The organism is Vannielia sp. (genome assembly GCF_029212645.1).
In the GTDB taxonomy this organism is placed as follows: domain Bacteria; phylum Pseudomonadota; class Alphaproteobacteria; order Rhodobacterales; family Rhodobacteraceae; genus Vannielia.
Window position 1 is genome coordinate 1 of sequence record NZ_JARGND010000035.1, and the last position, 20,424, is coordinate 20,424.

Consider the following 20,424-nt stretch of genomic DNA (forward strand, 5'->3'; position numbering starts at 1 on the left):
AGATCAGCACAAAATCCCCGTTGGAGGTGTGATTGGCGAAGTAAACCCGCTGGTCCGGCACCGGCTCACACCCGGCCCAGATGCCGCGAACGGCGGTAACGAGCCAGGCAAAGAACACGATGGCGTGGCCGGTGTGCTTTGCCACAAAGGCGCGGGCGTGTCGGGAAATTGCGTTCATCGGGGGAGGTTAACCCTTTGGCGTGTCATTGGGAATCCCCTGCGCAAGCAGGCAGATAAAGCGCGAAGGGGTGCCATCCATCCCCGGACCCTCAGACAGGCGGCGCGAAACGGGGGCAAAGCCTGCGCGCGTGAGGTGCTCATCAAGCTGCGCTTCGGTGTAATAGCTGTAAAATCGGCCAATACTGTCAGGCCCTTCACCTATGCCCAGCTTCATCCCAAGGTGCAGCCAGCCGCCGGGTTTGAGGGCGCGGTGCAGGCGGCTGAGGTGGCCGGGAAAATCGGCGCGGGGGGCGTGCAGCAGCGAGAAATTGGCCCAGATCGCATCATAAAGCGCCACCCCGTCGATCTGATGAAACAGCGCTTGGCGAGCGTTGACGCCGGGGCGCTTTGCCGCGAGCGCCACCATCTCTGCCGAGCCATCTACCGCCTCCACACTATGCCCGGCCTGCACAAAGCGGGCGGCGTAATGGCCGGGCCCGCAGCCCAGATCAAGCACATGGGCAGGGGCGGGCAGGCGGGCGCAGAGGGCGTCAAAATCAGGCCATTCCTGCAGGTTCTTGGTGCGCTCGGCATAGTCCTGCGCGCGGGCGTTATAAACGGCGAGCGTGTCGCTCATGCGCGCTCAAACGCCAGCTTCAGCCCAAGGGCCGCGAAGGAGGCCGCAAAGGCCCGCCGCATCCACGCCATCGCCCGCTCAGAGGCCAGCACCCGCGCCCGCATGGTGCCCGCCAGCAGCGCATAAAGCGCAAACACCGCCGCCGTCATCGCGCAAAACGCCATGCCGAGCGTGACAAGTTGCGGCGTGGCGGCGCGGCCTGGGTCAATGAACTGCGGCAGGAAGGCCAAAAAGAACAGCGGCAGCTTGGGGTTGAGAATGTTGAGCATTATCCCGCGGCGCACGATCCGCAGAGCATCGGCGGGTTTGGCGGCCTCTACCTTGAGCGTGCCACGCCCGCGCAGCGTGCCCCAGGCCATCCAGAGCAGGTAGGCGACCCCCGCCCATTTGATCGCCTGAAACAACAACGCCGAGGTGTGCAACACAGCCGCCAGCCCCGCCAGCGCGGCCACCAGATGCACCACCGTTGCCAGCGTGCAGCCGATCACCGCCAGAAAGCCGGGCCGCAACCCGCCGCCAAGCGTCATCGAGAGGGTGTAAACAACGCCAATCCCCGGCGCGAGGCAAACGATGAAGGAGGTCAGCAGGAAGGCAAAGGTCATGAGCTGCTTTTTCTTTCTGGCAAGGCGGCCATCAGCGCAGGCGATTGCGCCACCGCCCCATTGGGGGCGAGGGTAAGGCACAAATGAGCAAAGCACAGGAGCGGCATCCGCCAAGCCTGCCCCATCACCGGCCGTCTGGGAAGCTGCAAATGCGCTCAGGCTGGCTCGCGCAGCACGCGGGGCACCTTGAACTCCACCCGCTCCTGCGCGGTTTCCACCAGCTCCACCGTCACATCGTAGTGGGCGTGAAAGGCGTCAACCACCTCGTTGATCAGCACTTCCGGCGCCGAAGCCCCGGCGGTGATCCCGACCCTGCGCGCGCCCTCAAGGGCCCGCCAATCAATATCCCCCGCCCGCTGCACAAGCTGGGCATAATCACAGCCCGCCCGGCGCCCAACCTCAACCAAGCGGCGCGAGTTTGAGGAGTTTGGCGCGCCAACCACCAGCAGCGCATCGGCGCGCGGCGCAATCGCCTTCACCGCCTCCTGCCGATTGGTGGTCGCATAGCAAATGTCTTCCTTATGGGGGCCAACAATGGCCGGAAAGCGGGCCTTGAGCGCGGCCACGATCTCGGCGGTGTCATCCACCGAAAGGGTCGTCTGGGTGACAAAAGCCAGCTTTTCGGGATCGCGCACTTCAAGGCGGGCCACATCCTCTGGCACCTCCACCAACAGCACCTCACCTTTTGGCAATTGCCCCATGGTGCCCACGGTTTCCGGGTGGCCCGCATGGCCAATCATCACCATCTGAAGGCCATTCTCGGCGTGGCGCTCGGCCTCGATATGCACTTTCGAAACAAGCGGGCAGGTCGCATCCACAAAAACCATCTCACGCCGCTCGGCCTCGGCAGGCACCGATTTGGGCACCCCATGGGCCGAAAAGATCACCGGGCGATCCGGCGCGCATTCCTCCAGCTCCTCCACAAAAACCGCGCCCTTCTCGCGCAGCCCATCCACCACATATTTGTTGTGAACGATCTCATGGCGCACAAAAACTGGCGCCCCCCACTTCTCCAGCGCCATCTCAACGATCTTGATGGCCCGGTCGACACCGGCACAAAAGCCCCGGGGGGCGGCGAGCAACAGGGTGAGGGCAGGTTTTTCCATGCCATGAGAGGTAGTGCGGCCAGCGCCCAAGGTAAACCACCCCTCCCTCTCAACGCTCCTTAAAATATCCCCGCCGGAGGCCCTTGATCTCTTCTGGCAACCACGGCGGCCCCATGCCTGACAGCACCCAAAAACGCCAATCGTTGCCCCACAGCGCCAAATCCATAAATGGAATGCGCCGCAGGCGCGCATTCGGATCACGGGCGCTCCAAGCAAAAGGCCCGCCGGGGAGGGCGGGCCTTTGTGGCTTATTCGTGGGTGAGTTCTTCAGCCCCGGCCGGGGTGGGGCGCGGGTCACGCGGGGGACGGCCGATCACGTCTTTCAGCTCATCAAGCTCGATGAAGTTATCCGCCTGGCGGCGCAACTCATCGGCAATCATCGGCGGTTGGCTGCGGATGGTGCTCACCACCGAAACGCGCACGCCTTGCCGCTGGAGGCTCTCCAGAAGCGGGCGAAAGTCACCATCGCCGGAAAACAACACCACATGGTCCACATGCGGGGCCAGTTCCATCGCATCGACCGTCAGCTCGATGTCCATGTTGCCCTTCACCTTCCGGCGGCCCTGGCTGTCCACGTATTCTTTGGCGGGTTTGGTCACCATCGAGAAGCCGTTGTAGTGGAGCCAATCCACCAGCGGGCGGATCGGCGAATACTCGTCATTCTCCAGCAGCGCGGTATAGTAGAATGCGCGCAGCAGTTTGCCACGGCGCATGAATTCCTGACGCAGGAGTTTATAGTCGATATCAAAGCCCAAGGCCTTGGCCGCAGCGTAAAGATTTGACCCATCAATAAACAGAGCGAGGCGCTCATCACGGTAGAACATTGAAATACCCTTTCTTTATATCCTTTCGCGGCCTTCCCATTAATCGTGCGTGGTGGCAGGGAGTGAGTGGTGGCGCCTCGAAAGCTTTATCGAAAATAGTGTAAAAAACCTCTGTCGCAACCCTTCGGATGTCACATGACCGTCACAAAATGCCTAGTTGCCGTCGGGGCAAATTTACCGTCACCCCATGGTTCTCCACTTTTAACCGTTTCTGAAGGTATTTCAGCGCTTGAATGTGATTCGGTTTCCATTGTGGCAAAAAGCCGCTTCTTTGAAACGCCGGCCTTTCCGGCGGGGGCGGGACCGGCCTTTATAAACGCGGCGGTTGTGGTGGAAACGTCGCACTCACCTGCGGCGTTACTGGCCCATTTGCACGAGGTGGAATCGCGCTTTGGCCGCAGGCGGAGGCAGCGGTGGGGGCCCCGTGCGCTTGATCTGGACCTGATCGCAGCGGGGGGGCAGGTGTGCCCTGACCGGGCAACATGGCAGGCCTGGGCCGATATGGCGCCGCAGCGGCAGGCCGAGGAGACCCCAGCAGAGCTGATTTTGCCGCATCCGCGCCTTGCCGAGCGGGCCTTTGTTCTGGTCCCGCTGGCCGAGATCGCGCCGGAATGGTGCCACCCGGTCACCGGCCTGACGGTGGCGCAGATGTTGGCCGCCCTGCCCATGGGCGAGCGGGCGGCGGTAAAACCCGTGTCATAACGCCCATAATGCCGCTTGATCCCCTTGCAAACCGGGATTTCCCCCGGTAGATACGCGTTTTCACGTCCCCCACCGACTAGGAGACCCTGATGGCCCGCGTCACAGTTGAAGATTGCGTCGATAAAGTTCCCAACCGCTTCGAGCTTGTCATGCTCGCCGCGCATCGGGCGCGTGAGATTGCAGCCGGTGGTGCCATCACCGTGGAGCGTGACAACGACAAGAACCCCGTTGTTTCCCTGCGCGAAATCGCCGAGGAAACCCAGCGGGCCGACGATTTGCGCGAGCGGATGATCGAGAGCTATCAAACCCAGATCGAGGTTGATGAGCCCGAAGAAGACGCCATGGCGCTCTTGATGGGGGCCGAGGCCGACAAGCCCGCCGACGATGATATGTCGGAAGAGAAGCTGCTGCGCGCTTTGATGGAAGCGCAGGAAGCCAAGTAACCCAAGGCACGAAGGGCGACAAAAATGGACGCCGACGGTCTCGTCGCCCTCGTATCTTCCTACAACCCGCATTCGGATACGGCCAAGATCGCCGAGGCCTATGCCTTTGGCGATGAAATGCATGCCGGGCAGGTGCGCCAATCCGGCGAGCCATATTTCACGCATCCCGTGGCCGTGGCTGAGCTTTTGGCCCGCCAAAAGCTGGATGACGCGACCATCATCACCGCCCTGCTGCATGACACCGTGGAAGACACCAAGGCGCGTTTCACCGATGTGTCCGAGCGTTTTGGCGAGGAGGTCGCCTATCTGGTTGATGGGGTGACCAAGCTCACCAACCTGCAACTCTCCTCCACCGAGACCAAGCAGGCAGAGAACTTTCGCAAGCTTTTCATGGCGGTCAGCAAAGACCCGCGGGTGCTGCTGGTAAAGCTGGCCGACCGGCTGCACAACATGCGCACGATCAAGTATCAGCGCCCCGAAAAGCAGGCCCAGAAGGCCCGCGAAACCATGGACATCTACGCCCCGCTGGCGGGCCGCATGGGCATGCAGTGGATGCGCGAAGAGCTGGAGGATCTGTCCTTCAAGGTGCTCAACCCCGAGGCGCGCAACTCGATCATCCGCCGCTTCATCATGCTCCAGCGCGACAGCGGCGATGTGATCGACAGCATCACCGGCGATATCCAGAAGGTGCTGAAAAAGGCGCAGATCAAGGGCGAGGTCTTTGGCCGCGCCAAAAAGCCCTTCAGCGTGTGGCGCAAGATGCAGGAAAAGCAAAAAAGCTTTTCGCGGCTGGCGGATATCTACGGCTTTCGGGTGATCGTGGGCAGCGAGGCAGATTGCTACCAGGTGCTCGGAGCGATCCATGCCCGCTGGGCGGCGGTGCCGGGCCGGTTCAAGGATTACATCTCGAACCCCAAGGCCAACGGCTACCGCTCGATCCACACCACCGTGGCGGGCCGTGACGGCAAGCAGGTAGAGGTGCAAATCCGCACCCGCCAGATGCATGAGGTCGCCGAGGCCGGGGTTGCCGCGCATTGGAGCTACCGTGACGGCGTGCGCGCCGAAAATCCCTTTGCGGTGGATCCGGCACATTGGATCAGGGCCCTCAGCGAGCGCCTAGACGAGACCGATCACGACGAGTTTCTCGAACACGTCAAGCTGGAGATGTACCAGGACCAAGTCTTTTGCTTCACCCCGAAGGGCGATGTGATCAAGCTGCCGCGCGGCGCCACCCCGATTGATTACGCCTATGGCATCCACACCCGGATCGGCGATAGCTGCGTTGGTGCCAAGATCGACGGGCTGCGCGTGCCGCTCTGGACCCGGCTGAAGAACGGCCAGCAGGTTGAGATCATCACCGCCGAGGGCCAGCGCCCGCAGCCAACATGGCTTGATATCGTGGTGACAGGCCGCGCCAAATCGGCGATCCGCCGCTCCCTGCGTGAAGAGGACCGCGAGCGTTTCATCAAGTTGGGCCGCGAGCTGGCCCGCGTGGCCTTTGAGCATATCGGCAAGAAGGCGACCGATAAGGCGCTGGCCACCGCCGCGCGCACCCTGGGCCTTGCCGAAGCCGAGGATCTGCTGGCCCGCCTTGGATCAGCCGAGCTGACGGCGCGGGATGTTGTTGGCACCCTTTACCCCGAGCTTGCTGCCGCGCCCCAGGGCGAGGTGGTTGAAGAAAGCCGCGCTGTCGTTGGCCTGCCGGAGGGCCAGATTTCAACGCGGGCGCAGTGCTGCCAGCCGGTGCCGGGTGAGCGAATCGTTGGCATCACCTATCGCGGCCAAGGGGTGATCGTGCATGCGATTGATTGCCCGGTTCTGGTGGATTTCGAGGAGCAGCCGGAACGCTGGGTTGATTTGCGCTGGCACTCCGGCCCGCATGGCGCGGTTCATACCGTGAGCATGCAGGTGGCAATTTCCAATGATGCAGGGGTGCTGGGGCGCATCTGCACGCTGATCGGAGAGCAGAAGGCCAATATCTCCGACCTGCATTTCATTGATCGCAAACAAGACTTTTACCGCCTGCTGATAGATGTTGATTTGCGCGACGTTGAACATTTGCACATGGTGCAGACAGCGCTTGAGGCTGATAGCGACGTGGCCGAGATTACGCGGGTCAAGAACGTGGACCGAAAACCATGAGACAAGCGTCGCTCGCACATCGCGCAGGGCGGCAGAACGAAGGGGTTGAGGCTTGGTATTCAAGCGGCGGGAAAGACGAAGCTGGTGGCGTATTGTCATCGAGTTTTTCTATCCGCGTGGCGGCTGGTATCGGGCGGCGCAATATGTGCGCCACCGCCTGCGCCGCTTGCCGGATCAACCGCACCGCATAGCGCGGGGCATTTTTGCCGGTGTTCTGGTCAGCTTCACGCCCTTCTTCGGGCTGCATTTCCTGTCGGCCTTCCTGATAGCCAAGGCGATGCGCGGCAATGTGCTGGCCGCACTGCTGGGCACATTTGCGGGCAACCCCGTGACCTTTCCGATCATTGCGGCGGGCAGTTTGCGGCTGGGCCATGAGCTGCTGGGCACCCGCCCGCGCTTTGGCAATTCGCCGCCGCCCGGCCCCAACGGGCTGATGGAGCAATTTGCCGGGGCGACCTCGGATTTGTGGAACAACATTCTCGCCCCCTTTGGCGGGCGCACCCCGCAGTGGGACCATCTGATCGGTTTCTTCCATGATGTCTGGCTGCCCTATCTGGTGGGCGGCATCATCCCCGGTGTGTTGTGCGCGCTTGTGTCTTACTACGTGACGGTGCCGCTGATCACCGCCTACCAGCACCGCCGCAAGGGCGACCTGAAGAAGAAGCTTCAGGAAATCGCCGCCAAGCGGAAAAAGCAGGCTGACGAGGCGGCGGATACCAAGTAGCGTCGCGCCCGGAATGCCAGCCAAAGCGAGGGTCTGAAAGATGGAAAAGCTGCGCCTTGGGGTGAACATTGATCATGTGGCAACCGTGCGAAACGCCCGTGGCTCGGCCTATCCCGAACCGCTGCGCGCCGCCCTTCTGGCCGAGCAGGCCGGGGCTGATGGCATCACCGCGCACCTGCGCGAAGACCGCCGCCACATCTCTGACGCCGATATCGAGGCGCTGGCCGGGGCGCTCACGGTGCCGCTCAACTTTGAGATGGCGGCAACCGATGAGATGCAGGCGATTGCCTTGCGCCACAAGCCGCATGCCGTGTGTATCGTGCCTGAAAAGCGTGAGGAGCGCACCACCGAGGGCGGGCTTGAGGTGGCGCAGGATGAAAACCGTCTTGCCACTTTCATCGCCCCGCTGGCCGATGCGGGCTGTCGCGTGTCGATCTTTATCGCCGCCGATGCGCCCCAGATCAAGGCGGCGCATCGCATTGGTGCGGCGGTGGTTGAGCTGCACACCGGGGCCTATTGCGATGCCCATGCCGAGGGCCGGTTTGCGGCGCGCGACGCCGAGCTTGAGCGGCTGCGCGAGATGGCAGCCCTTGCTGCATCGCTTGGGCTGGAGGTGCACGCAGGCCATGGGCTGACCTATGACACCGTGCAGCCCATTGCCGCCTTCCCGGAGGTGCGCGAATTGAATATCGGGCATTTCCTGATTGGCGAGGCGATCTTTCGCGGGCTTGAAGGCGCGATCACCGAGATGCGCCGCCTGATGGATGAGGTGCGCGGCTAGGAAGCGCCCATCCGCACCGCCATATCGAGCATCCGCGCCGAAAAGCCCCACTCATTGTCATACCAGCCGAACACCCGTGTCAGCCCATGGGTGACGCTGGTTTCAGGCCCCATCACGATGATCGATTCGGGGCGGCCGCGCAGATCGCTGGAGACCAGCGGCGCGTGTTCCAGCCCAATGAGGCTGCCGCTGGCCTTGGCAAAAAGCGCATTCACGGCCTCCGGGGTGGTTGGCGCGCGGGTGCTGATGGTGAGATCAATCGACGACACGCTTGCGGTGGGCACCCGGATGGCGCGGGCATCGACCCGGCCTGCAAGGTGGGGCAGAACCCGCTCGATCTGGCGCGCGGCACTGGTGGTGGTGGGCACCGTTGAAAGCGCGGCAGCGCGCGAGCGTTCGGGCACGCCGCGCGGGGCATCCACGGTGGGCTGCGAGCCGGTGTAGCAATGCACGGTGGTCATTTGGCCCGCTTCCACGCCAAAGCTGTCATCGAGCAGTTTCAGCAGCGGGGCCAGTGCATTGGTGGTGCAGGACGCGTTGGAGATGATCGGCTGCGCGGCAAGCTCGGCCTCGTTGGCCCCAAGCACCACGGTTGCATCGGCCTCATCGGAGGGGCCGCTCACCAGCACCCGGCGCGCCCCTGCGGCCAGCCCCCGCTCGGCCACCATGCGCTTGCCCGCCAGCCCGGTGCATTCCAGCACCACATCCACGCCCGAAAGATCAAGCGTGGAAAGGTCGGGCGCGGCGGTAAAGCGGATCGGCGCGCCGTTGATCACCAGCGCCTCGCGCCCCGCCTCCACGGTGCCGGGGTAGGGGCCAAAGACGCTGTCATAGGCAAAGAGGTAGGCGCAGGTTTCGAGCGGTTCGATATCATTGATCAGCACCAGTTCCAGCCCGTCGCGCCCGGCGAGGAGCTGGCGTAGGATGGTGCGCCCAATGCGGCCAAAGCCGTTCAAGGCAATACGAATGCTCATCTGCTTCCCTTTGCCTTACGTCTCGATCATCGGCACCCGTGGCAGGGCGGCGTGGCGGTTGACGTCCTTGTAAAGCAGGTAGCGAAACGGCTCCGTTCCGCCGGCGTAGCAAGCCTGTGGGCAAAACGCCCGCAGCCACATGAAATCACCGGCCTCCACCTCAACCCGGTCGCGGTTGAGCTGATACACGCCCTTGCCTTGCAGCACATAAAGCCCGTGCTCCATGACGTGGGTTTCAAGGAAGGGGATAGAGGTGCCCGGCATCAGGGTGACGACGGTGATATGCATATCAAAGCCCAGCGCCTCGGGCGGCATGAAGCGGGTGGTGAACCAGCCGGTGTCTTCATAGGGCATCGGCTCGGGGGGCAGATCCTGGTCGTTGAGGTGAAAGAAGGCGGGCACCTCTATGCCCTCTACCGCGATGTAGCGCTTGCGAAACCATTGAAAGCGGGCGGTGTCTTCGCCTTCGGATTTCAGCTCCCATGGCTGGCCGGGCGGGATCCACACAAAGCTGCCGGGCACCAGCAGGTGGCTCTCCCCGCCGGTTTGCAGCAAGGCCGCGCCATGGGTGAGAAACAGCGCGCTTTGCACGCCCGGCTCGGCCTCGGGGCGGGTGGTGCCGCCGCCCGATGCCACCTCGGCGGCGTATTGCGAGAAGGTTTCGGCAAAGCCCGATAGCGGCCGTGCCAGAACCCAGAACTTCGCGCCTTCCCAATGGGGCAGGAACGAGGTGACGATCTCGCGCTGCACCCCATGCGGGATCAGCGCATAGGCTTCGGTGAACACGGCGCGCCCGCCCATAAGCTGGCTTTGTGGCGGCATCCCCCCGATCGGGTGGGCATAGGTGGGTTTGGTCATGCTGATCGGTCCTTCTGGCCAGCCCTCGGCGGGCCGCCTATTGCTGCAAACCTTAGACCTCTGCGCGCGGGAGGGAAAGATCACCCGATGCCGCAAATGGAGCGGCAGCGCCGCTCCGTGGCTCAGGCGGGCGGGTCCACCCAGAGCGGCGGATCAAGCGGCACTTCCTCAAGGTTGGCGCCAGCGCCGATCCGGTCCACCACCGCGTATTGGCCGGGGCTGCCCAGCGGGGCGAGCACGCCGTGCCATGTGCCGCGCAGCAGGTTCACCCCCTGGCCGGGCGCGGTGATAAAGGCCTGTGGCCGGGTTGGGCCGCCCTCATCCTCGGCCACCACCACGATCATCGCCACACCGTTCAGCGGCAAGAACGCCTGCGAGCCCGCCGGGTGGCGCTCCAGCAGGTCCACCCGTAGTGGCAGGTCACGGGCCTTGGCATCAAACAGCGAAATCCCGGCCTGCCCATCGGAAAAATCCAGTCGCGCCAGATCATGGTGGCGGCCACACATCCCGGCGTTGATCAGCTTGTCGGGCGCGGATTTGGGCGCGATCACATCGCCGAATCGGGCAAAAGCAGTGGCCTCAAGGGGGCGGGCGGTGATACGGCTGGGCAGGGTCATACCCCAGCCATAGCCCTTGCGGCGGCCATTCCCAAGGCCCCGTGCGCCCAAAACCCCTGCCTCGGAGGCCAAAATGCCCGGATATCTCACCACCCATGTGCTCGACACCGCCCAAGGCTGCCCTGCCGAGGGGCTTGTGATCATGCTGTTTCGCATTGAAGGCAAAGAACGGACCGGAATTGCCCAGGCCGTGACCAATGAAGATGGCCGCACCGATGAGCCGATCCTCCCGGCGCAGGAGTTCAAAACCGGTACCTATGAGCTGGTCTTTCATGCCGGTCACTACCTGCGTGCAACCATGCAGGGTGAGGAGGGCGCGCTGTTTCTGGATGAGGTGCCGGTACGCTTTACCATGACCGAAGACAGCCACTACCATGTGCCGCTGCTGCTCTCGCCGTTCAGCTATTCCACCTACCGGGGGTCGTGAATGCTGCGCTCTGCGGTAAATGACATTCTGGCCGAGGGCGATGCTTTCATCCGCTCCTTTGGTTATGTTCTGCCGCCCTTTGCCTATCTCTCACCCGAGGCGCTGAAGGCTTCGGATCATGCGCTGATCAAGGCGCGGTCGATGGGCTGGGACATTACCGACTATGGGCTTGGCAGGTTTGATGAGCTGGGGCTGTTCTTGTTCACCGTCCGCAATGGAGCCCGCGAAGACCTGAAGCGCGGGCGCGGGATGCTTTATGCCGAGAAAATTATGATCTCGCGTCGCGATCAGCTTTCGCCGATGCACCGGCATTTTCTCAAGGCGGAAGATATCATCAACCGGGGCGGCGGCACGCTGGTGCTGGAGCTGTTCGCCCCCGGAGAGAATGGCGAGATTGACCGGGACGCCATGGTCGAGGTGCCGGTTGACGGGGTGATGCGCCGCTTTGAACCGGGCGGAAAGCTGGCGCTGAAGCCGGGCGAGAGCGTGACCCTGATGCCCGGTATCTGGCACGCCTTCTGGGGCGAGGGGGGCGATGTGCTGATCGGCGAGGTCAGCACCGTCAACGACGATCGCACCGACAACCGCTTTGAAATGGAGATCGGCCGCTTTGCCGAAATCTCCGAGGATGAGGCCCCGCGCCACCTGCTGGTGAGCGATTACGACCGCTGGCTCTAGCCGCTGCGACGGTTCGGCCCCTTGACCTTGCCCGCGATCGCCCTCCTATCTGCACTGCCCAATGGTGCGCCCAACCCGATGGCCCGCCTGATCCGATGGAGCCCCCGATGCGCGATGACAGTTCCCTTTCTATCCGCCTGAGCGTGGACGGCATGACCTGTGGCAAATGCCGTGGCAAGGTCGAGTCGGTTCTTGCGCAGGCGCCCGGCGTACTGGCGGCCAAAGTGCTGCTGGAGGAGGGCGCGGCAGAGGTGCGCTATGATGCTGCCGAAACCAACCCCGAAGAGATTGCAGCCAGCATCACCAAGGCAGGCTACCCCGCCGAGGCAGGCGAGGTGGAGACGGCCCATTTGAGCATTTCCGGCATGACCTGCGGCAAATGCCGCGCCAAGGTTGAAGCCGCTTTGGAGGGGGCCGAGGGGCTGCGCTCTGCCGAGGTTTTGCAACAGGAAGGCCGCGCCACCCTGCGTTATGACCCCGAGGTAACATCGCCCGAGGCGCTGGCCTCGGTGGTGAGCGATGCCGGTTATCCGGCGACGGTTGCCACTGGTGATACGGCAGGCGACGTGGTGCCGGAAGACGCGGATGCGCCGCGCGATGTGATGCACCCCGAAGTGGATGCGCCAAGCGATGTGGTGCAGGCCGTGGCAGAGGCGCAAACTGCGCTGCTCCAGATCGAGGGCATGTCCTGCGCCTCCTGCGTGGGGCGGGTTGAAAAGGCGCTTTCGGCGGTGCCGGGGGTGGAGACGGCCTCGGTCAACCTTGCCACCGGGCGGGCGGCGCTGCGCTATGCGCCCGGCAGCACCACGCCCGAGGCGCTGGCCGAGGCTTCAACCAGGGCGGGCTACGCCGCAACGCCCCTCACCGCAGGCCAAGCCCCACGCCCGCGCGCCAATGAGGCGACCATACTGGCCCGCCGCGCATGGATTGCCGCCTTGCTTGCGGCCCCGGTGTTCCTTGGCGAGATGGGCGGGCATTTGTACCCGCCGTTGCATCATTGGATCATTGGCACGTTGGGCGAGACGCCGTGGCGGGTGGTGCAATTTCTGCTGACAGCCGCCGTTCTTGCCGGGCCGGGGCGGGGGTTTTTCACCTCCGGCATCCCGGCGCTGTTGCGCTGGGCACCGGAGATGAACGCGCTGGTGGCGCTGGGCACCTCGGCGGCCTTTCTGTACTCAACCGTTGCCACCTTTGCACCGGGGGTGCTGCCGGAAGGGGCCAACCACGTTTACTTTGAGGCGGCGGCGGTGATCGTTGTGTTGATCCTGCTCGGCCGCACATTGGAAGCCCGCGCCAAGGGGCAGGCCGGGGCGGCGATCCGGGGCTTGATCGCACTCACCCCCGATGTGGCGCGGGTGGATACGCCGGAGGGGGTGCAGGAGCGCCCAATCGCCGACATCGCCCCCGGCGACCGCCTGTTGCTGGCGCCCGGCGAGCGGGTTGCGGTGGATGGGGTGGTGATCACCGGCGAAAGTTATGTGGATGAGGCCATGCTCACGGGTGAGCCGATCCCGGTGGCCAAAGCGCCCGGCGCGGCGCTGACCGGCGGCACGGTGAACGGTGTGGGCGCGCTCACCTACGAGGCGCAAGCGGTGGGCAGCGATACGGTTTTGGCGCGGATCGCGGGCATGGTCGAAGACGCGCAGGCGACCAAGCTGCCGGTGCAGCGCCTGATCGACAGGATCACCGGCGTGTTCGTGCCCGTGGTCATGACGATCTCGCTGGTGACGCTGCTGGCATGGCTGGCGCTCACCGGCGATCCGGCCCGCGCCATGGTGGCCGCCGTGGCCGTGCTGATCATCGCCTGCCCCTGCGCCATGGGGCTGGCGACGCCGGTGTCGATATTGGTGGCGACGGGCCGTGCGGCAGAGCTTGGCGTGCTCTTTCGCAAGGGCGAGGCGCTGGAGCGGCTTGGGGCGGCGCGGCGCATCGCCTTTGACAAGACCGGCACGCTCACCGAGGGCCGTCCGGCGCTGGTGGGGCAGGTGAGCGAGGGCATGGCAGATGACCGCGCGCTGCGGTTTGCGGCGGCGCTTGAGGCCGGGTCCGAACACCCGATCGCCCGCGCCTTCGTGGCGGCGACCGAGGGGGAGGACCTGCCCGAAGCGAAAGCGGTAACCGCCCGCCCCGGCGAGGGCGTTGAGGGGCGGGTTGACGGGCTGGCGCTGGTTTTGGGGGCGACGCATATGATGGAAAGCCGGGGCATTGAGCTGCCAGCGAGCTTGCAAGAGGCGGTGGAGGAGGCGGCGCGAAACGGCGAAACACACACCATTTTGGCCGCAGAGGGCCGGGCGGTTGCCGCCTTCCGCCTCGCGGACCCGGTGAAGCCTTCGACCGCTGCGGCCCTTGCGGAGCTGCGCCGGGCGGGCCTGTCCCTTGCGCTGCTTTCGGGCGATACCCCCGCTGCGGCTGAAAGCCTTGCCGCGCGCGTGGGGATCGGCGAGGCCCATGGTGGGATGCGCCCGGAAGACAAGGCCGCGTGGATCGCCGCGCAGGCCGATCCGGTGGCCTTTGTCGGAGATGGTATCAATGACGCGCCCTCGCTGGCGGCGGCCCAGCCGGGCATTGCCATTGGCACCGGCACCGATGTGGCCATTGAGGCGGCAGACGTGGTGTTGATGGGCGATGATCTGGGCACGGTGGTGAAGGCGCATGAAATATCGCGCCGGACCATGGCCAACATCCGCCAGAACCTTGCCTGGGCCTTTGGCTATAACGTGTTGCTGATCCCGGTTGCGGCGGGGGTTTTGGTGCCCTTTGGCGGGCCAATGCTCTCTCCGATGCTGGGGGCGGGGGCGATGGCGCTGTCATCGGTGCTGGTGGTGAGCAATGCGCTGCGCCTCAGACGCGCGGCGCGGGACTGAGCGCTGCCAGATAGCGCGCCTGCGGCGCATTCCTTTATGTTGTTTGCCTCCGGCGGGGATATTTGGAGGAGCGTTGAGAGGGGGGCGTTAGTGTGCCGCGGCATCCGCAAGGCGCAGGGGGACGGGCATGTTTCCCATGGCGTCCTGATACCAGGCGCGGATCATCGCTCGTTCTTCCGGCTCCATCCAGGTGACATTGGCAGGTGGCATGGCGGTGCTCATCCCGGCTTGCAGGTAAACGAGGCGGGCGGCTTCAAGGATGTCTTTGCGGGTTTCGAGGTGGATGTTCTTGGGCGCGTAGGGCACGCCATCGTAGCCGGTTTCGCGGGCGTGGCACATGGAGCAGCGGCCCAGCACCGTGTTTTCAACATCGTCGAACCCGGTTGCCGAGGCAAGGATTTGCTCGCGCGGGGTGAGGGTGGCTTCTTCTTCGGGGTAGGCCTCGGGGGTGCCGAGCGTGGAGAGCCAGATGATGGCGATGAAGAGCGCGGTGGTGATCGCCCATGTCCACCATGGCCAGGGTTTATGGGCGTGTTTGGTGTTGAAGAAGTGGCGGATCGAGACCCCCATCAAAAACACCAGCCCGGCGATGAGCCATGAATACTCGGTGGCAAAGGCCAGCGGGTAGTGGTTGGAGAGCATCAGGAAGAGCACTGGCAGGGTGAGGTAATTGTTATGAGTCGAGCGCAGCTTGGCGATTTTGCCATACTTGGCGTCGGGGGTGTTTCCGGCCTTGAGATCGGCCACCACGATGCGCTGGTTCGGCATGATGATGAAGAACACATTGGCTGTCATGATGGTGGCGGTGAAGGCGCCGAGGTGCAGCATCATGGCGCGGCCGGTGAAGATTTGTGAATAGCCCCAGCCCATTGCCAGCAGCAGCACGAAGAGCAGCACCATCAACAGGGTTGGCCGCGCGGCGAGGCCGGTTTTGCACAGGGCGTCATAGACCAGCCAGCCGATGGTGAGCGAGGCCGCCGAAATGAGGATCGCCTGCCATTGCGCTAGATCGACCTTTTCGGCATCAATCAGGTAAAGCTCTGCCCCGGCCCAATAGACCACCGCCAGCATCGCGACGCCGGAAAGCCATGTGGTGTAGCTTTGCCATTTGAACCATACCAGATGTTCGGGCAGATCACGCGGCGCAACGGTGAACTTTTTCATCTGGTAGAAGCCGCCGCCATGAACCTGCCATTCCTCGCCGGCCACCCCTTCGCGACGGTCGGTGGAGGGGCGCAGGCCCAGATCCAGCGCGATGAAATAGAAGCTGTCCCCGATCCATGCGATCGCCGCAACGATGTGCAGCCAGCGCAGCGCGAAGCCAGCCCAATCCCATAGAATCGCAAGATCAAACATTCCGAGCGTCCCTCAACCAGCGTTTTGTGCCTGTGAGGGCTATCCTATGGGATAGAAATTGCCAGTCCATGCCTTAAGTGGAAAAACCGCAGGCCCGGTTTGCGCTGCTGCGCTGCATTTTGACGGCAAACGCCGATTGCTTCAGGGAGCGGTGCGGCAGGTTGGCTTTTCACCACGAAAAGGGATTGGCGTTCCGGAGGCGTTGGCCCTTCTCTTCGCCGCACGCAGGAGCAAGATGAGTTGGGACCGGTATGCAGAAGTATGCCGAGGCAGTTTGCCGCAGCCTTGCCATAACAATATATGGTAGAAGCGCCGCGCAACATTATTTCGCCGCGGGGGAAAGAAACATGAGTGAAATTGCTAACCAGCCGGTTCTGATCCTGCTTGGTCCGCCGGGGGCGGGCAAGGGCACCCAAGCCCGCAGGCTCGAAGAACGCTTTGGCCTGGTGCAGCTTTCAACCGGCGATCTGCTCCGCGCCGCCGTTGCGGCAGGCTCCCCGGCAGGCCGCGAGGCCAAGGCGGTGATGGAGGCTGGTGGCCTTGTGTCGGACGAGATCGTGCTGGCGATCCTGCGTGAGCGCCTGTCACAGCCCGATGTGGCGGGCGGCGTGATCCTCGATGGGTTTCCGCGCACCACCGGGCAGGCCGAAGCGCTCGACACGCTGCTTGCCGCTGAAGGCCGCCGGGTGACGGGAGCGATCTCGATGGAGGTCGACGATGCCGCCATGGTGGCCCGCATCGCCGGACGCTACACCTGCGCCGGGTGCGGCGAAGGCTACCACGACAGTTTCAAACAGCCCAAACGCGCCGGAATTTGCGATGCCTGCGGCGGCACCGAAATGAAGCGCCGCCCGGATGATACCGCCGAAACCGTTGCCGTCCGGCTTGAGGCTTACCACAGTGAAACCGCGCCCTTGATCAGCTACTATGCGGGCCAAAACCTGCTGCACCGGGTGGATGCCATGGGCGAAATCGACGCGGTGACGACGGATTTGATCTCTACCATAGAAGGCCTGCGCCAGCCCGCCTGATCGCAGCGGCCGACCAAAGAAAAAGGCGGGTCCCATGCGGGCCCGCCTGAAGCTATGTCTGAGGCATTGGCGCTCAGAACATTGCGATATCACCCCGGCACAGCCCGATATCGTCAAGCTGTTGGTCGGAGAGATTTGCCAGCGCCTTGCGCGTTGCACGCCGCTCGTTCCAATCGGTGAAAGCCCCAAACGGGCGGGTCATGAAGGATGCCATACGGCCTGCAAGAATGCTGCCGGAGGCGCGTCGGGTCGGATCGAAGAAGGCCATCGGTCTGTTCCTTGCGTAAAGATGGGTCTCAACGCGGCGCTTTTCATTTGCGCCGCAACACTGGGCGAGATAGGCGCGCGCTGCACAACTAACAAGCAGAATAAAAACATGCCCGTCATGCCCTTTGTGCATGGCTCTTGCGGCTGTTTTTGGCTTGTTTGCAGTGGCCTGCTGCCGCGTTGGCATCCGGCGGTCAGATGCTTGGAAAAACGGCTGCCAGATCGGGCCGGGCGGTTTTGCCGCTTGGGATTGTTCACGTTTCGTGCTAACCCTGCGCAAACAAGATGCAAAATGCATAAAAATGAGGGCGAGCATGAGGGTGATCGGGGTCGATCCGGGTTTGCGCCAGCTGGGCTGGGGCGTGATCGAGGCGGATGGCAACCGGTTGCGCCACGTTGCCAACGGGCATTGCTGCTCCGATGCCGCCTTGCCCTTGGCGCGACGGCTCCAGCAGATCTTCCGCGCCTTGGCCGAGGTGATTGCCGCACACGCCCCCGAGGCCGCCGCGATCGAACAGACCTTCGTAAACCGTGATGGTCAAGGCACGCTCAAGCTGGGCCAAGCGCGCGGCGTGGCGATGCTGGCGCTGGCCGAAGCCGGGCTGATGCCGGCCGAATACGCGCCCAACACCGTCAAGAAAACCGTGGTTGGCTCGGGCCACGCCGCCAAGGGCCAGATCGCCCACATGGTCAGCCACCATTTTCCGGGGGCCAAACTGGCCGGGCCAGACGCGGCCGATGCGCTGGCCATTGCGATCTGCCACGCGCATCACTCGGGCCCCGGCGCCGCCCGCATTGCCGCCGCCCTGAGGGCCGCCGGATGATCGGCCGCATCGCCGGGCGGCTGGATTTCAAGGCCTCGGATCATGTGCTGGTGGATGTGCGCGGCGTTGGTTACCTCGTTTACTGCTCCGAGCGGACGCTTGCCGCCATGCCCGGAGCAGGCGAGGCCGTGGCGCTTTATACCGATCTGCTGGTGCGCGAGGATAACCTGCAGCTCTTCGGCTTCCCCACCCTGCTTGAAAAGGAATGGCACCGCCTGCTGACCTCTGTGCAAGGCGTTGGCGCAAAGGCCTCGCTGGCGATCCTCGGCACCTTGGGGCCAGAGGGCGTGGGCCGCGCGATCACGCTGGGGGATGCCACCGCCGTCAAGGCCGCGCCCGGCGTGGGGCCAAAGCTGGCGGCGCGGGTTGTGAACGAGTTGAAAGACAAGGCCGCCGGGGTCATGGCGATGGGCGCGTTCGGCGGCGGCGCGTTGCAGCCCGACCCGGCGGACGTGGTTGAGCCCGCCGCCCCCAGCCCCACCCGCGCGGCCGCCGCGCCCGTGGCAAGCGGGCGGGCAGAAGCTCAGGCCGATGCGCTTTCGGCGCTGGTCAACCTTGGCTACGGCCAGTCCGAGGCCGCGCAGGCCGTGGCGCAGGCCGAGGGCGAGGAGGCCAATACGCTGATCCGCCAAGCTCTCAAACTGCTGGCGCCCAAGGGGTAGCGGATGGTCGAACCTGATCCCACGCTGCGCCCCGAACCGCGCCCCGAGGATGAGCCCTCGGTTGCGTTGCGCCCGGAAACGCTGGATGATTTCACCGGCCAGGCCGAGGCACGGGCCAACCTCAAGGTCTTCATCGAAAGTGCCCGCCGGCGCGGTAAGGCGATGGATCACACGCTGTTCCACGGCCCACCCGGCCTGGGCAAAACCACGCTGGCGCAGATCATGGCGCGTGAACTCGGCGTCGGTTTCCGGATGACCTCAGGGCCAGTGCTGGCACGCGCTGGCGACCTGGCCGCGATCCTCACCAATCTGGAGCCGCGCGATGTGCTCTTTATCGACGAAATCCACCGGATGAACCCGGTCGTCGAAGAGGTGCTCTACCCGGCCATGGAGGACTTTGCGCTTGATCTGGTGATCGGCGAAGGCCCCGCCGCCCGCTCCGTTCGGATCGAGCTTCAGCCCTTCACGCTGGTCGGCGCAACCACCCGGCTTGGCCTGCTGCAAACCCCGCTGCGCGATCGGTTTGGCATCCCGACACGGCTGCAATTCTATACCATCGAAGAACTCCACAGCATCACCACCCGCGGCGCAAAGCTGCTCGGTATCCCCTGTGATGACAGCGGCGCACATGAAATCGCCACCCGTGCCCGTGGCACGCCGCGCATCGCAGGCCGCCTGCTGCGCCGGGTGGTTGATTTTGCGCTGGTGGAAGGCGATGGCCGGATCACCCGCGCGATTGCCGATAACGCGCTCACCCGCCTCGGCGTTGATCGTTTGGGCCTTGATGGCGCGGATCGCCGCTACCTGTCCCTCATCGCCGAAGCCTACCAGGGCGGCCCCGTGGGGATCGAAACCCTCGCCGCCGCGCTCAGCGAATCCCGCGATGCGCTTGAAGAGGTGATCGAGCCCTACCTGCTGCAACAAGGCCTCATTCAGCGCACCCCGCGCGGGCGGATGCTGGCCTCCCGCGCCTGGGCGCACCTTGGCTTGCCCGCCCCCGGTGGCCCGCCAAGCGATCTGTTTGAGTAACCCCACCCTCTCAATGCTCCACTAAATATCCCCGCCGGAGGCACAAATCTCTTCCCCGCGCTGGACGCCCGCGCGCCGGTTTGGCAAAAGCGGGGCATGAGCCCTGATGACGTGCAAAGCCTCTTCACCCGCGCTGACGGCAGCTATCACTTCTCCCGCTGGGCGCGGCCCATCGTGCCCATTGTCTTTGGCGTCGAGGATGAAACGCTGGCGGTCGTCAAAGGCGCTTGCGAAGCGGTGGTCGCGCTGGCCGGGCACAAGATGGCCGAACTTGATCACGATCAAGGCGCCAACCTGTTTGTCTTCTTCTTTCGCGAGTGGGATGAGCTTTTGGCCGTCCCCGACCTTGGCGGCATGATCCCCGGCCTTCCGGCCCTGATCGCGCGCCTCACCGCGGCGCAGGCCTCTTCCTACCGGGCCTTCCGGTTTGAGCAAAGCGGCGGCATCCGGGCGGGCTTCGTGTTCGTGCGGATGGACGCTGCCAATCAGGCGCTTTCGGCGGAAGCCCTGGCGCTTGATCAGATGGTGCGGGTCATGCTTGATTGGGGGGAGGCAGCCTTTGCCCAAAGCTCCCCGCTGGCGCTGGCCAAGGGGCGGGCGGTGATGCGCCCCGAAATTGCCGGGGTGATCGCGGCCGCTTATGATCCGGTGATGCCCGTCGCTGCGCAAGACCCGTCACACGCGCTGCGCCTTGCCGCGCGGCTGGGGCGCTAAGAG

General features: G+C 64.2%; 22 protein-coding genes. 13 read left to right on the top strand and 9 right to left on the bottom strand.

Translation table 11 applies throughout. The features are described 5' to 3' along the window. Window positions 1-187 precede the first annotated feature (187 nt). From P1U55_RS11530 to P1U55_RS11545, 4 genes are all read right to left on the bottom strand, one after another. Complete coding sequence (locus tag P1U55_RS11530; protein WP_301047729.1) at window positions 188-796, bottom strand: trans-aconitate 2-methyltransferase; 609 nt, start codon at window positions 794-796, stop codon at window positions 188-190. Beyond that, window positions 793-1,398: a LysE family translocator gene (locus tag P1U55_RS11535; protein ID WP_301047730.1), complete on the bottom strand. Its 606-nt coding sequence runs from the start codon at window positions 1,396-1,398 to the stop codon at window positions 793-795. Before P1U55_RS11535 ends, P1U55_RS11530 begins: the two co-directional genes overlap by 4 nt. Window positions 1,399-1,553: 155 nt before the next feature. Next, window positions 1,554-2,504, bottom strand: coding sequence for a 4-hydroxy-3-methylbut-2-enyl diphosphate reductase (ispH, locus tag P1U55_RS11540; RefSeq protein ID WP_301047731.1), 951 nt, complete (start codon window positions 2,502-2,504; stop codon window positions 1,554-1,556). A 248-nt stretch (window positions 2,505-2,752) separates the two neighbouring features. Continuing rightward, on the bottom strand, window positions 2,753-3,328 hold the full coding sequence (locus tag P1U55_RS11545; RefSeq protein WP_301047732.1) for an NYN domain-containing protein: 576 nt from the start codon (window positions 3,326-3,328) through the stop codon (window positions 2,753-2,755). Window positions 3,329-3,463: 135 nt separating this feature from the next. Here P1U55_RS11545 and folK point away from each other — a divergent pair, with 135 nt between their 5' ends. The 5 genes from folK to P1U55_RS11570 all read left to right on the top strand — a co-directional run bounded on the left by folK (window position 3,464) and on the right by P1U55_RS11570 (window position 8,120). Next, entirely contained in the window at window positions 3,464-4,030 is a 567-nt protein-coding gene (gene folK / locus P1U55_RS11550) for a 2-amino-4-hydroxy-6-hydroxymethyldihydropteridine diphosphokinase (protein WP_301047733.1), read from the top strand. An 89-nt stretch (window positions 4,031-4,119) separates the two neighbouring features. Then, window positions 4,120-4,473, top strand: coding sequence for a DNA-directed RNA polymerase subunit omega (gene rpoZ / locus P1U55_RS11555; protein WP_301047734.1), 354 nt, complete (start codon window positions 4,120-4,122; stop codon window positions 4,471-4,473). Window positions 4,474-4,497: 24 nt separating this feature from the next. Further along, window positions 4,498-6,615 (top strand): bifunctional (p)ppGpp synthetase/guanosine-3',5'-bis(diphosphate) 3'-pyrophosphohydrolase, encoded by a 2,118-nt coding sequence (locus P1U55_RS11560; RefSeq protein ID WP_301047735.1) that lies wholly within the window; start codon window positions 4,498-4,500, stop codon window positions 6,613-6,615. Window positions 6,616-6,667: 52 nt separating this feature from the next. Next, a complete protein-coding gene (locus tag P1U55_RS11565; RefSeq protein WP_301047736.1) occupies window positions 6,668-7,339 on the top strand; it encodes a DUF2062 domain-containing protein in 672 nt (223 codons plus the stop codon). A gap of 40 nt (window positions 7,340-7,379) precedes the next feature. Then, the gene (locus P1U55_RS11570; protein ID WP_301047737.1) at window positions 7,380-8,120 is read left to right on the top strand and encodes a pyridoxine 5'-phosphate synthase; all 741 of its coding nucleotides are present in this window, start codon (window positions 7,380-7,382) and stop codon (window positions 8,118-8,120) included. On the opposite strand, the gene P1U55_RS11575 is transcribed toward P1U55_RS11570, so the two are convergent. The 3 genes from P1U55_RS11575 to P1U55_RS11585 all read right to left on the bottom strand — a co-directional run bounded on the left by P1U55_RS11575 (window position 8,117) and on the right by P1U55_RS11585 (window position 10,569). Next, on the bottom strand, window positions 8,117-9,094 hold the full coding sequence (locus tag P1U55_RS11575) for a glyceraldehyde 3-phosphate dehydrogenase NAD-binding domain-containing protein (protein ID WP_301047738.1): 978 nt from the start codon (window positions 9,092-9,094) through the stop codon (window positions 8,117-8,119). The genes P1U55_RS11570 and P1U55_RS11575 overlap by 4 nt on opposite strands. Before the next feature lie 15 nt (window positions 9,095-9,109). Then, on the bottom strand, window positions 9,110-9,952 hold the full coding sequence (locus tag P1U55_RS11580; RefSeq protein WP_301047739.1) for a bifunctional allantoicase/(S)-ureidoglycine aminohydrolase: 843 nt from the start codon (window positions 9,950-9,952) through the stop codon (window positions 9,110-9,112). A 122-nt stretch (window positions 9,953-10,074) separates the two neighbouring features. Next, window positions 10,075-10,569: an ureidoglycolate lyase gene (locus tag P1U55_RS11585; protein WP_301047740.1), complete on the bottom strand. Its 495-nt coding sequence runs from the start codon at window positions 10,567-10,569 to the stop codon at window positions 10,075-10,077. Window positions 10,570-10,642: 73 nt separating this feature from the next. Here P1U55_RS11585 and uraH point away from each other — a divergent pair, with 73 nt between their 5' ends. The 3 genes from uraH to P1U55_RS11600 all read left to right on the top strand — a co-directional run bounded on the left by uraH (window position 10,643) and on the right by P1U55_RS11600 (window position 14,538). Next, window positions 10,643-10,996 carry a hydroxyisourate hydrolase gene (gene uraH, locus P1U55_RS11590; protein WP_301047741.1) on the top strand — a complete coding sequence of 118 codons (354 nt, stop codon included), beginning with the start codon at window positions 10,643-10,645 and terminating at the stop codon, window positions 10,994-10,996. Then, complete coding sequence (locus P1U55_RS11595; RefSeq protein ID WP_301047742.1) at window positions 10,997-11,674, top strand: D-lyxose/D-mannose family sugar isomerase; 678 nt, start codon at window positions 10,997-10,999, stop codon at window positions 11,672-11,674. It abuts the gene before it with no gap. A gap of 107 nt (window positions 11,675-11,781) precedes the next feature. Further along, window positions 11,782-14,538, top strand: coding sequence for a heavy metal translocating P-type ATPase (locus P1U55_RS11600; RefSeq protein ID WP_301047743.1), 2,757 nt, complete (start codon window positions 11,782-11,784; stop codon window positions 14,536-14,538). 87 nt (window positions 14,539-14,625) lie between these two features. Here the strand turns inward: P1U55_RS11600 and P1U55_RS11605 are convergent, their stop codons facing one another. Then, on the bottom strand, window positions 14,626-15,894 hold the full coding sequence (locus P1U55_RS11605) for a urate hydroxylase PuuD (protein ID WP_301047744.1): 1,269 nt from the start codon (window positions 15,892-15,894) through the stop codon (window positions 14,626-14,628). Window positions 15,895-16,241: 347 nt separating this feature from the next. Between P1U55_RS11605 and P1U55_RS11610 the strand changes: the two genes are divergently transcribed. Then, window positions 16,242-16,925 (top strand): adenylate kinase, encoded by a 684-nt coding sequence (locus tag P1U55_RS11610; RefSeq protein ID WP_301047746.1) that lies wholly within the window; start codon window positions 16,242-16,244, stop codon window positions 16,923-16,925. 73 nt (window positions 16,926-16,998) lie between these two features. On the opposite strand, the gene P1U55_RS15865 is transcribed toward P1U55_RS11610, so the two are convergent. After that, window positions 16,999-17,508 carry a DUF1127 domain-containing protein gene (locus P1U55_RS15865; RefSeq protein ID WP_366943048.1) on the bottom strand — a complete coding sequence of 170 codons (510 nt, stop codon included), beginning with the start codon at window positions 17,506-17,508 and terminating at the stop codon, window positions 16,999-17,001. Between P1U55_RS15865 and ruvC the strand changes: the two genes are divergently transcribed. From ruvC to P1U55_RS11635, 4 genes are all read left to right on the top strand, one after another. Further along, a complete protein-coding gene (ruvC, locus tag P1U55_RS11620) occupies window positions 17,507-18,016 on the top strand; it encodes a crossover junction endodeoxyribonuclease RuvC (protein ID WP_301047747.1) in 510 nt (169 codons plus the stop codon). The two genes, P1U55_RS15865 and ruvC, sit on opposite strands and share 2 nt — an antisense overlap. Beyond that, window positions 18,013-18,678 carry a Holliday junction branch migration protein RuvA gene (gene ruvA, locus P1U55_RS11625; RefSeq protein ID WP_301047748.1) on the top strand — a complete coding sequence of 222 codons (666 nt, stop codon included), beginning with the start codon at window positions 18,013-18,015 and terminating at the stop codon, window positions 18,676-18,678. Before ruvC ends, ruvA begins: the two co-directional genes overlap by 4 nt. Window positions 18,679-18,681: 3 nt before the next feature. Further along, a complete protein-coding gene (gene ruvB / locus P1U55_RS11630) occupies window positions 18,682-19,707 on the top strand; it encodes a Holliday junction branch migration DNA helicase RuvB (RefSeq protein WP_301047749.1) in 1,026 nt (341 codons plus the stop codon). 96 nt (window positions 19,708-19,803) lie between these two features. Then, window positions 19,804-20,421, top strand: a complete 618-nt coding sequence (locus P1U55_RS11635; protein ID WP_301047750.1) for a hypothetical protein — start codon at window positions 19,804-19,806, stop codon at window positions 20,419-20,421. Window positions 20,422-20,424 lie beyond the last annotated feature (3 nt).

Coding starts and splice junctions, on each gene's coding strand:
- P1U55_RS11530 (WP_301047729.1), bottom strand. CDS start 796: ATGAGCGACACGCTCGCCGTTTATAACGCCCGCGCGCAGGACTATGCC.
- P1U55_RS11535 (WP_301047730.1), bottom strand. CDS start 1,398: ATGACCTTTGCCTTCCTGCTGACCTCCTTCATCGTTTGCCTCGCGCCG.
- ispH (WP_301047731.1), bottom strand. CDS start 2,504: ATGGAAAAACCTGCCCTCACCCTGTTGCTCGCCGCCCCCCGGGGCTTT.
- P1U55_RS11545 (WP_301047732.1), bottom strand. CDS start 3,328: ATGTTCTACCGTGATGAGCGCCTCGCTCTGTTTATTGATGGGTCAAAT.
- folK (WP_301047733.1), top strand. CDS start 3,464: ATGACCGTCACAAAATGCCTAGTTGCCGTCGGGGCAAATTTACCGTCA.
- rpoZ (WP_301047734.1), top strand. CDS start 4,120: ATGGCCCGCGTCACAGTTGAAGATTGCGTCGATAAAGTTCCCAACCGC.
- P1U55_RS11560 (WP_301047735.1), top strand. CDS start 4,498: ATGGACGCCGACGGTCTCGTCGCCCTCGTATCTTCCTACAACCCGCAT.
- P1U55_RS11570 (WP_301047737.1), top strand. CDS start 7,380: ATGGAAAAGCTGCGCCTTGGGGTGAACATTGATCATGTGGCAACCGTG.
- P1U55_RS11575 (WP_301047738.1), bottom strand. CDS start 9,094: ATGAGCATTCGTATTGCCTTGAACGGCTTTGGCCGCATTGGGCGCACC.
- P1U55_RS11580 (WP_301047739.1), bottom strand. CDS start 9,952: ATGACCAAACCCACCTATGCCCACCCGATCGGGGGGATGCCGCCACAA.
- P1U55_RS11585 (WP_301047740.1), bottom strand. CDS start 10,569: ATGACCCTGCCCAGCCGTATCACCGCCCGCCCCCTTGAGGCCACTGCT.
- uraH (WP_301047741.1), top strand. CDS start 10,643: ATGCCCGGATATCTCACCACCCATGTGCTCGACACCGCCCAAGGCTGC.
- P1U55_RS11595 (WP_301047742.1), top strand. CDS start 10,997: ATGCTGCGCTCTGCGGTAAATGACATTCTGGCCGAGGGCGATGCTTTC.
- P1U55_RS11600 (WP_301047743.1), top strand. CDS start 11,782: ATGCGCGATGACAGTTCCCTTTCTATCCGCCTGAGCGTGGACGGCATG.
- P1U55_RS11605 (WP_301047744.1), bottom strand. CDS start 15,894: ATGTTTGATCTTGCGATTCTATGGGATTGGGCTGGCTTCGCGCTGCGC.
- P1U55_RS11610 (WP_301047746.1), top strand. CDS start 16,242: ATGAGTGAAATTGCTAACCAGCCGGTTCTGATCCTGCTTGGTCCGCCG.
- ruvC (WP_301047747.1), top strand. CDS start 17,507: ATGAGGGTGATCGGGGTCGATCCGGGTTTGCGCCAGCTGGGCTGGGGC.
- P1U55_RS15865 (WP_366943048.1), bottom strand. CDS start 17,508: ATGCTCGCCCTCATTTTTATGCATTTTGCATCTTGTTTGCGCAGGGTT.
- ruvA (WP_301047748.1), top strand. CDS start 18,013: ATGATCGGCCGCATCGCCGGGCGGCTGGATTTCAAGGCCTCGGATCAT.
- ruvB (WP_301047749.1), top strand. CDS start 18,682: ATGGTCGAACCTGATCCCACGCTGCGCCCCGAACCGCGCCCCGAGGAT.
- P1U55_RS11635 (WP_301047750.1), top strand. CDS start 19,804: ATGAGCCCTGATGACGTGCAAAGCCTCTTCACCCGCGCTGACGGCAGC.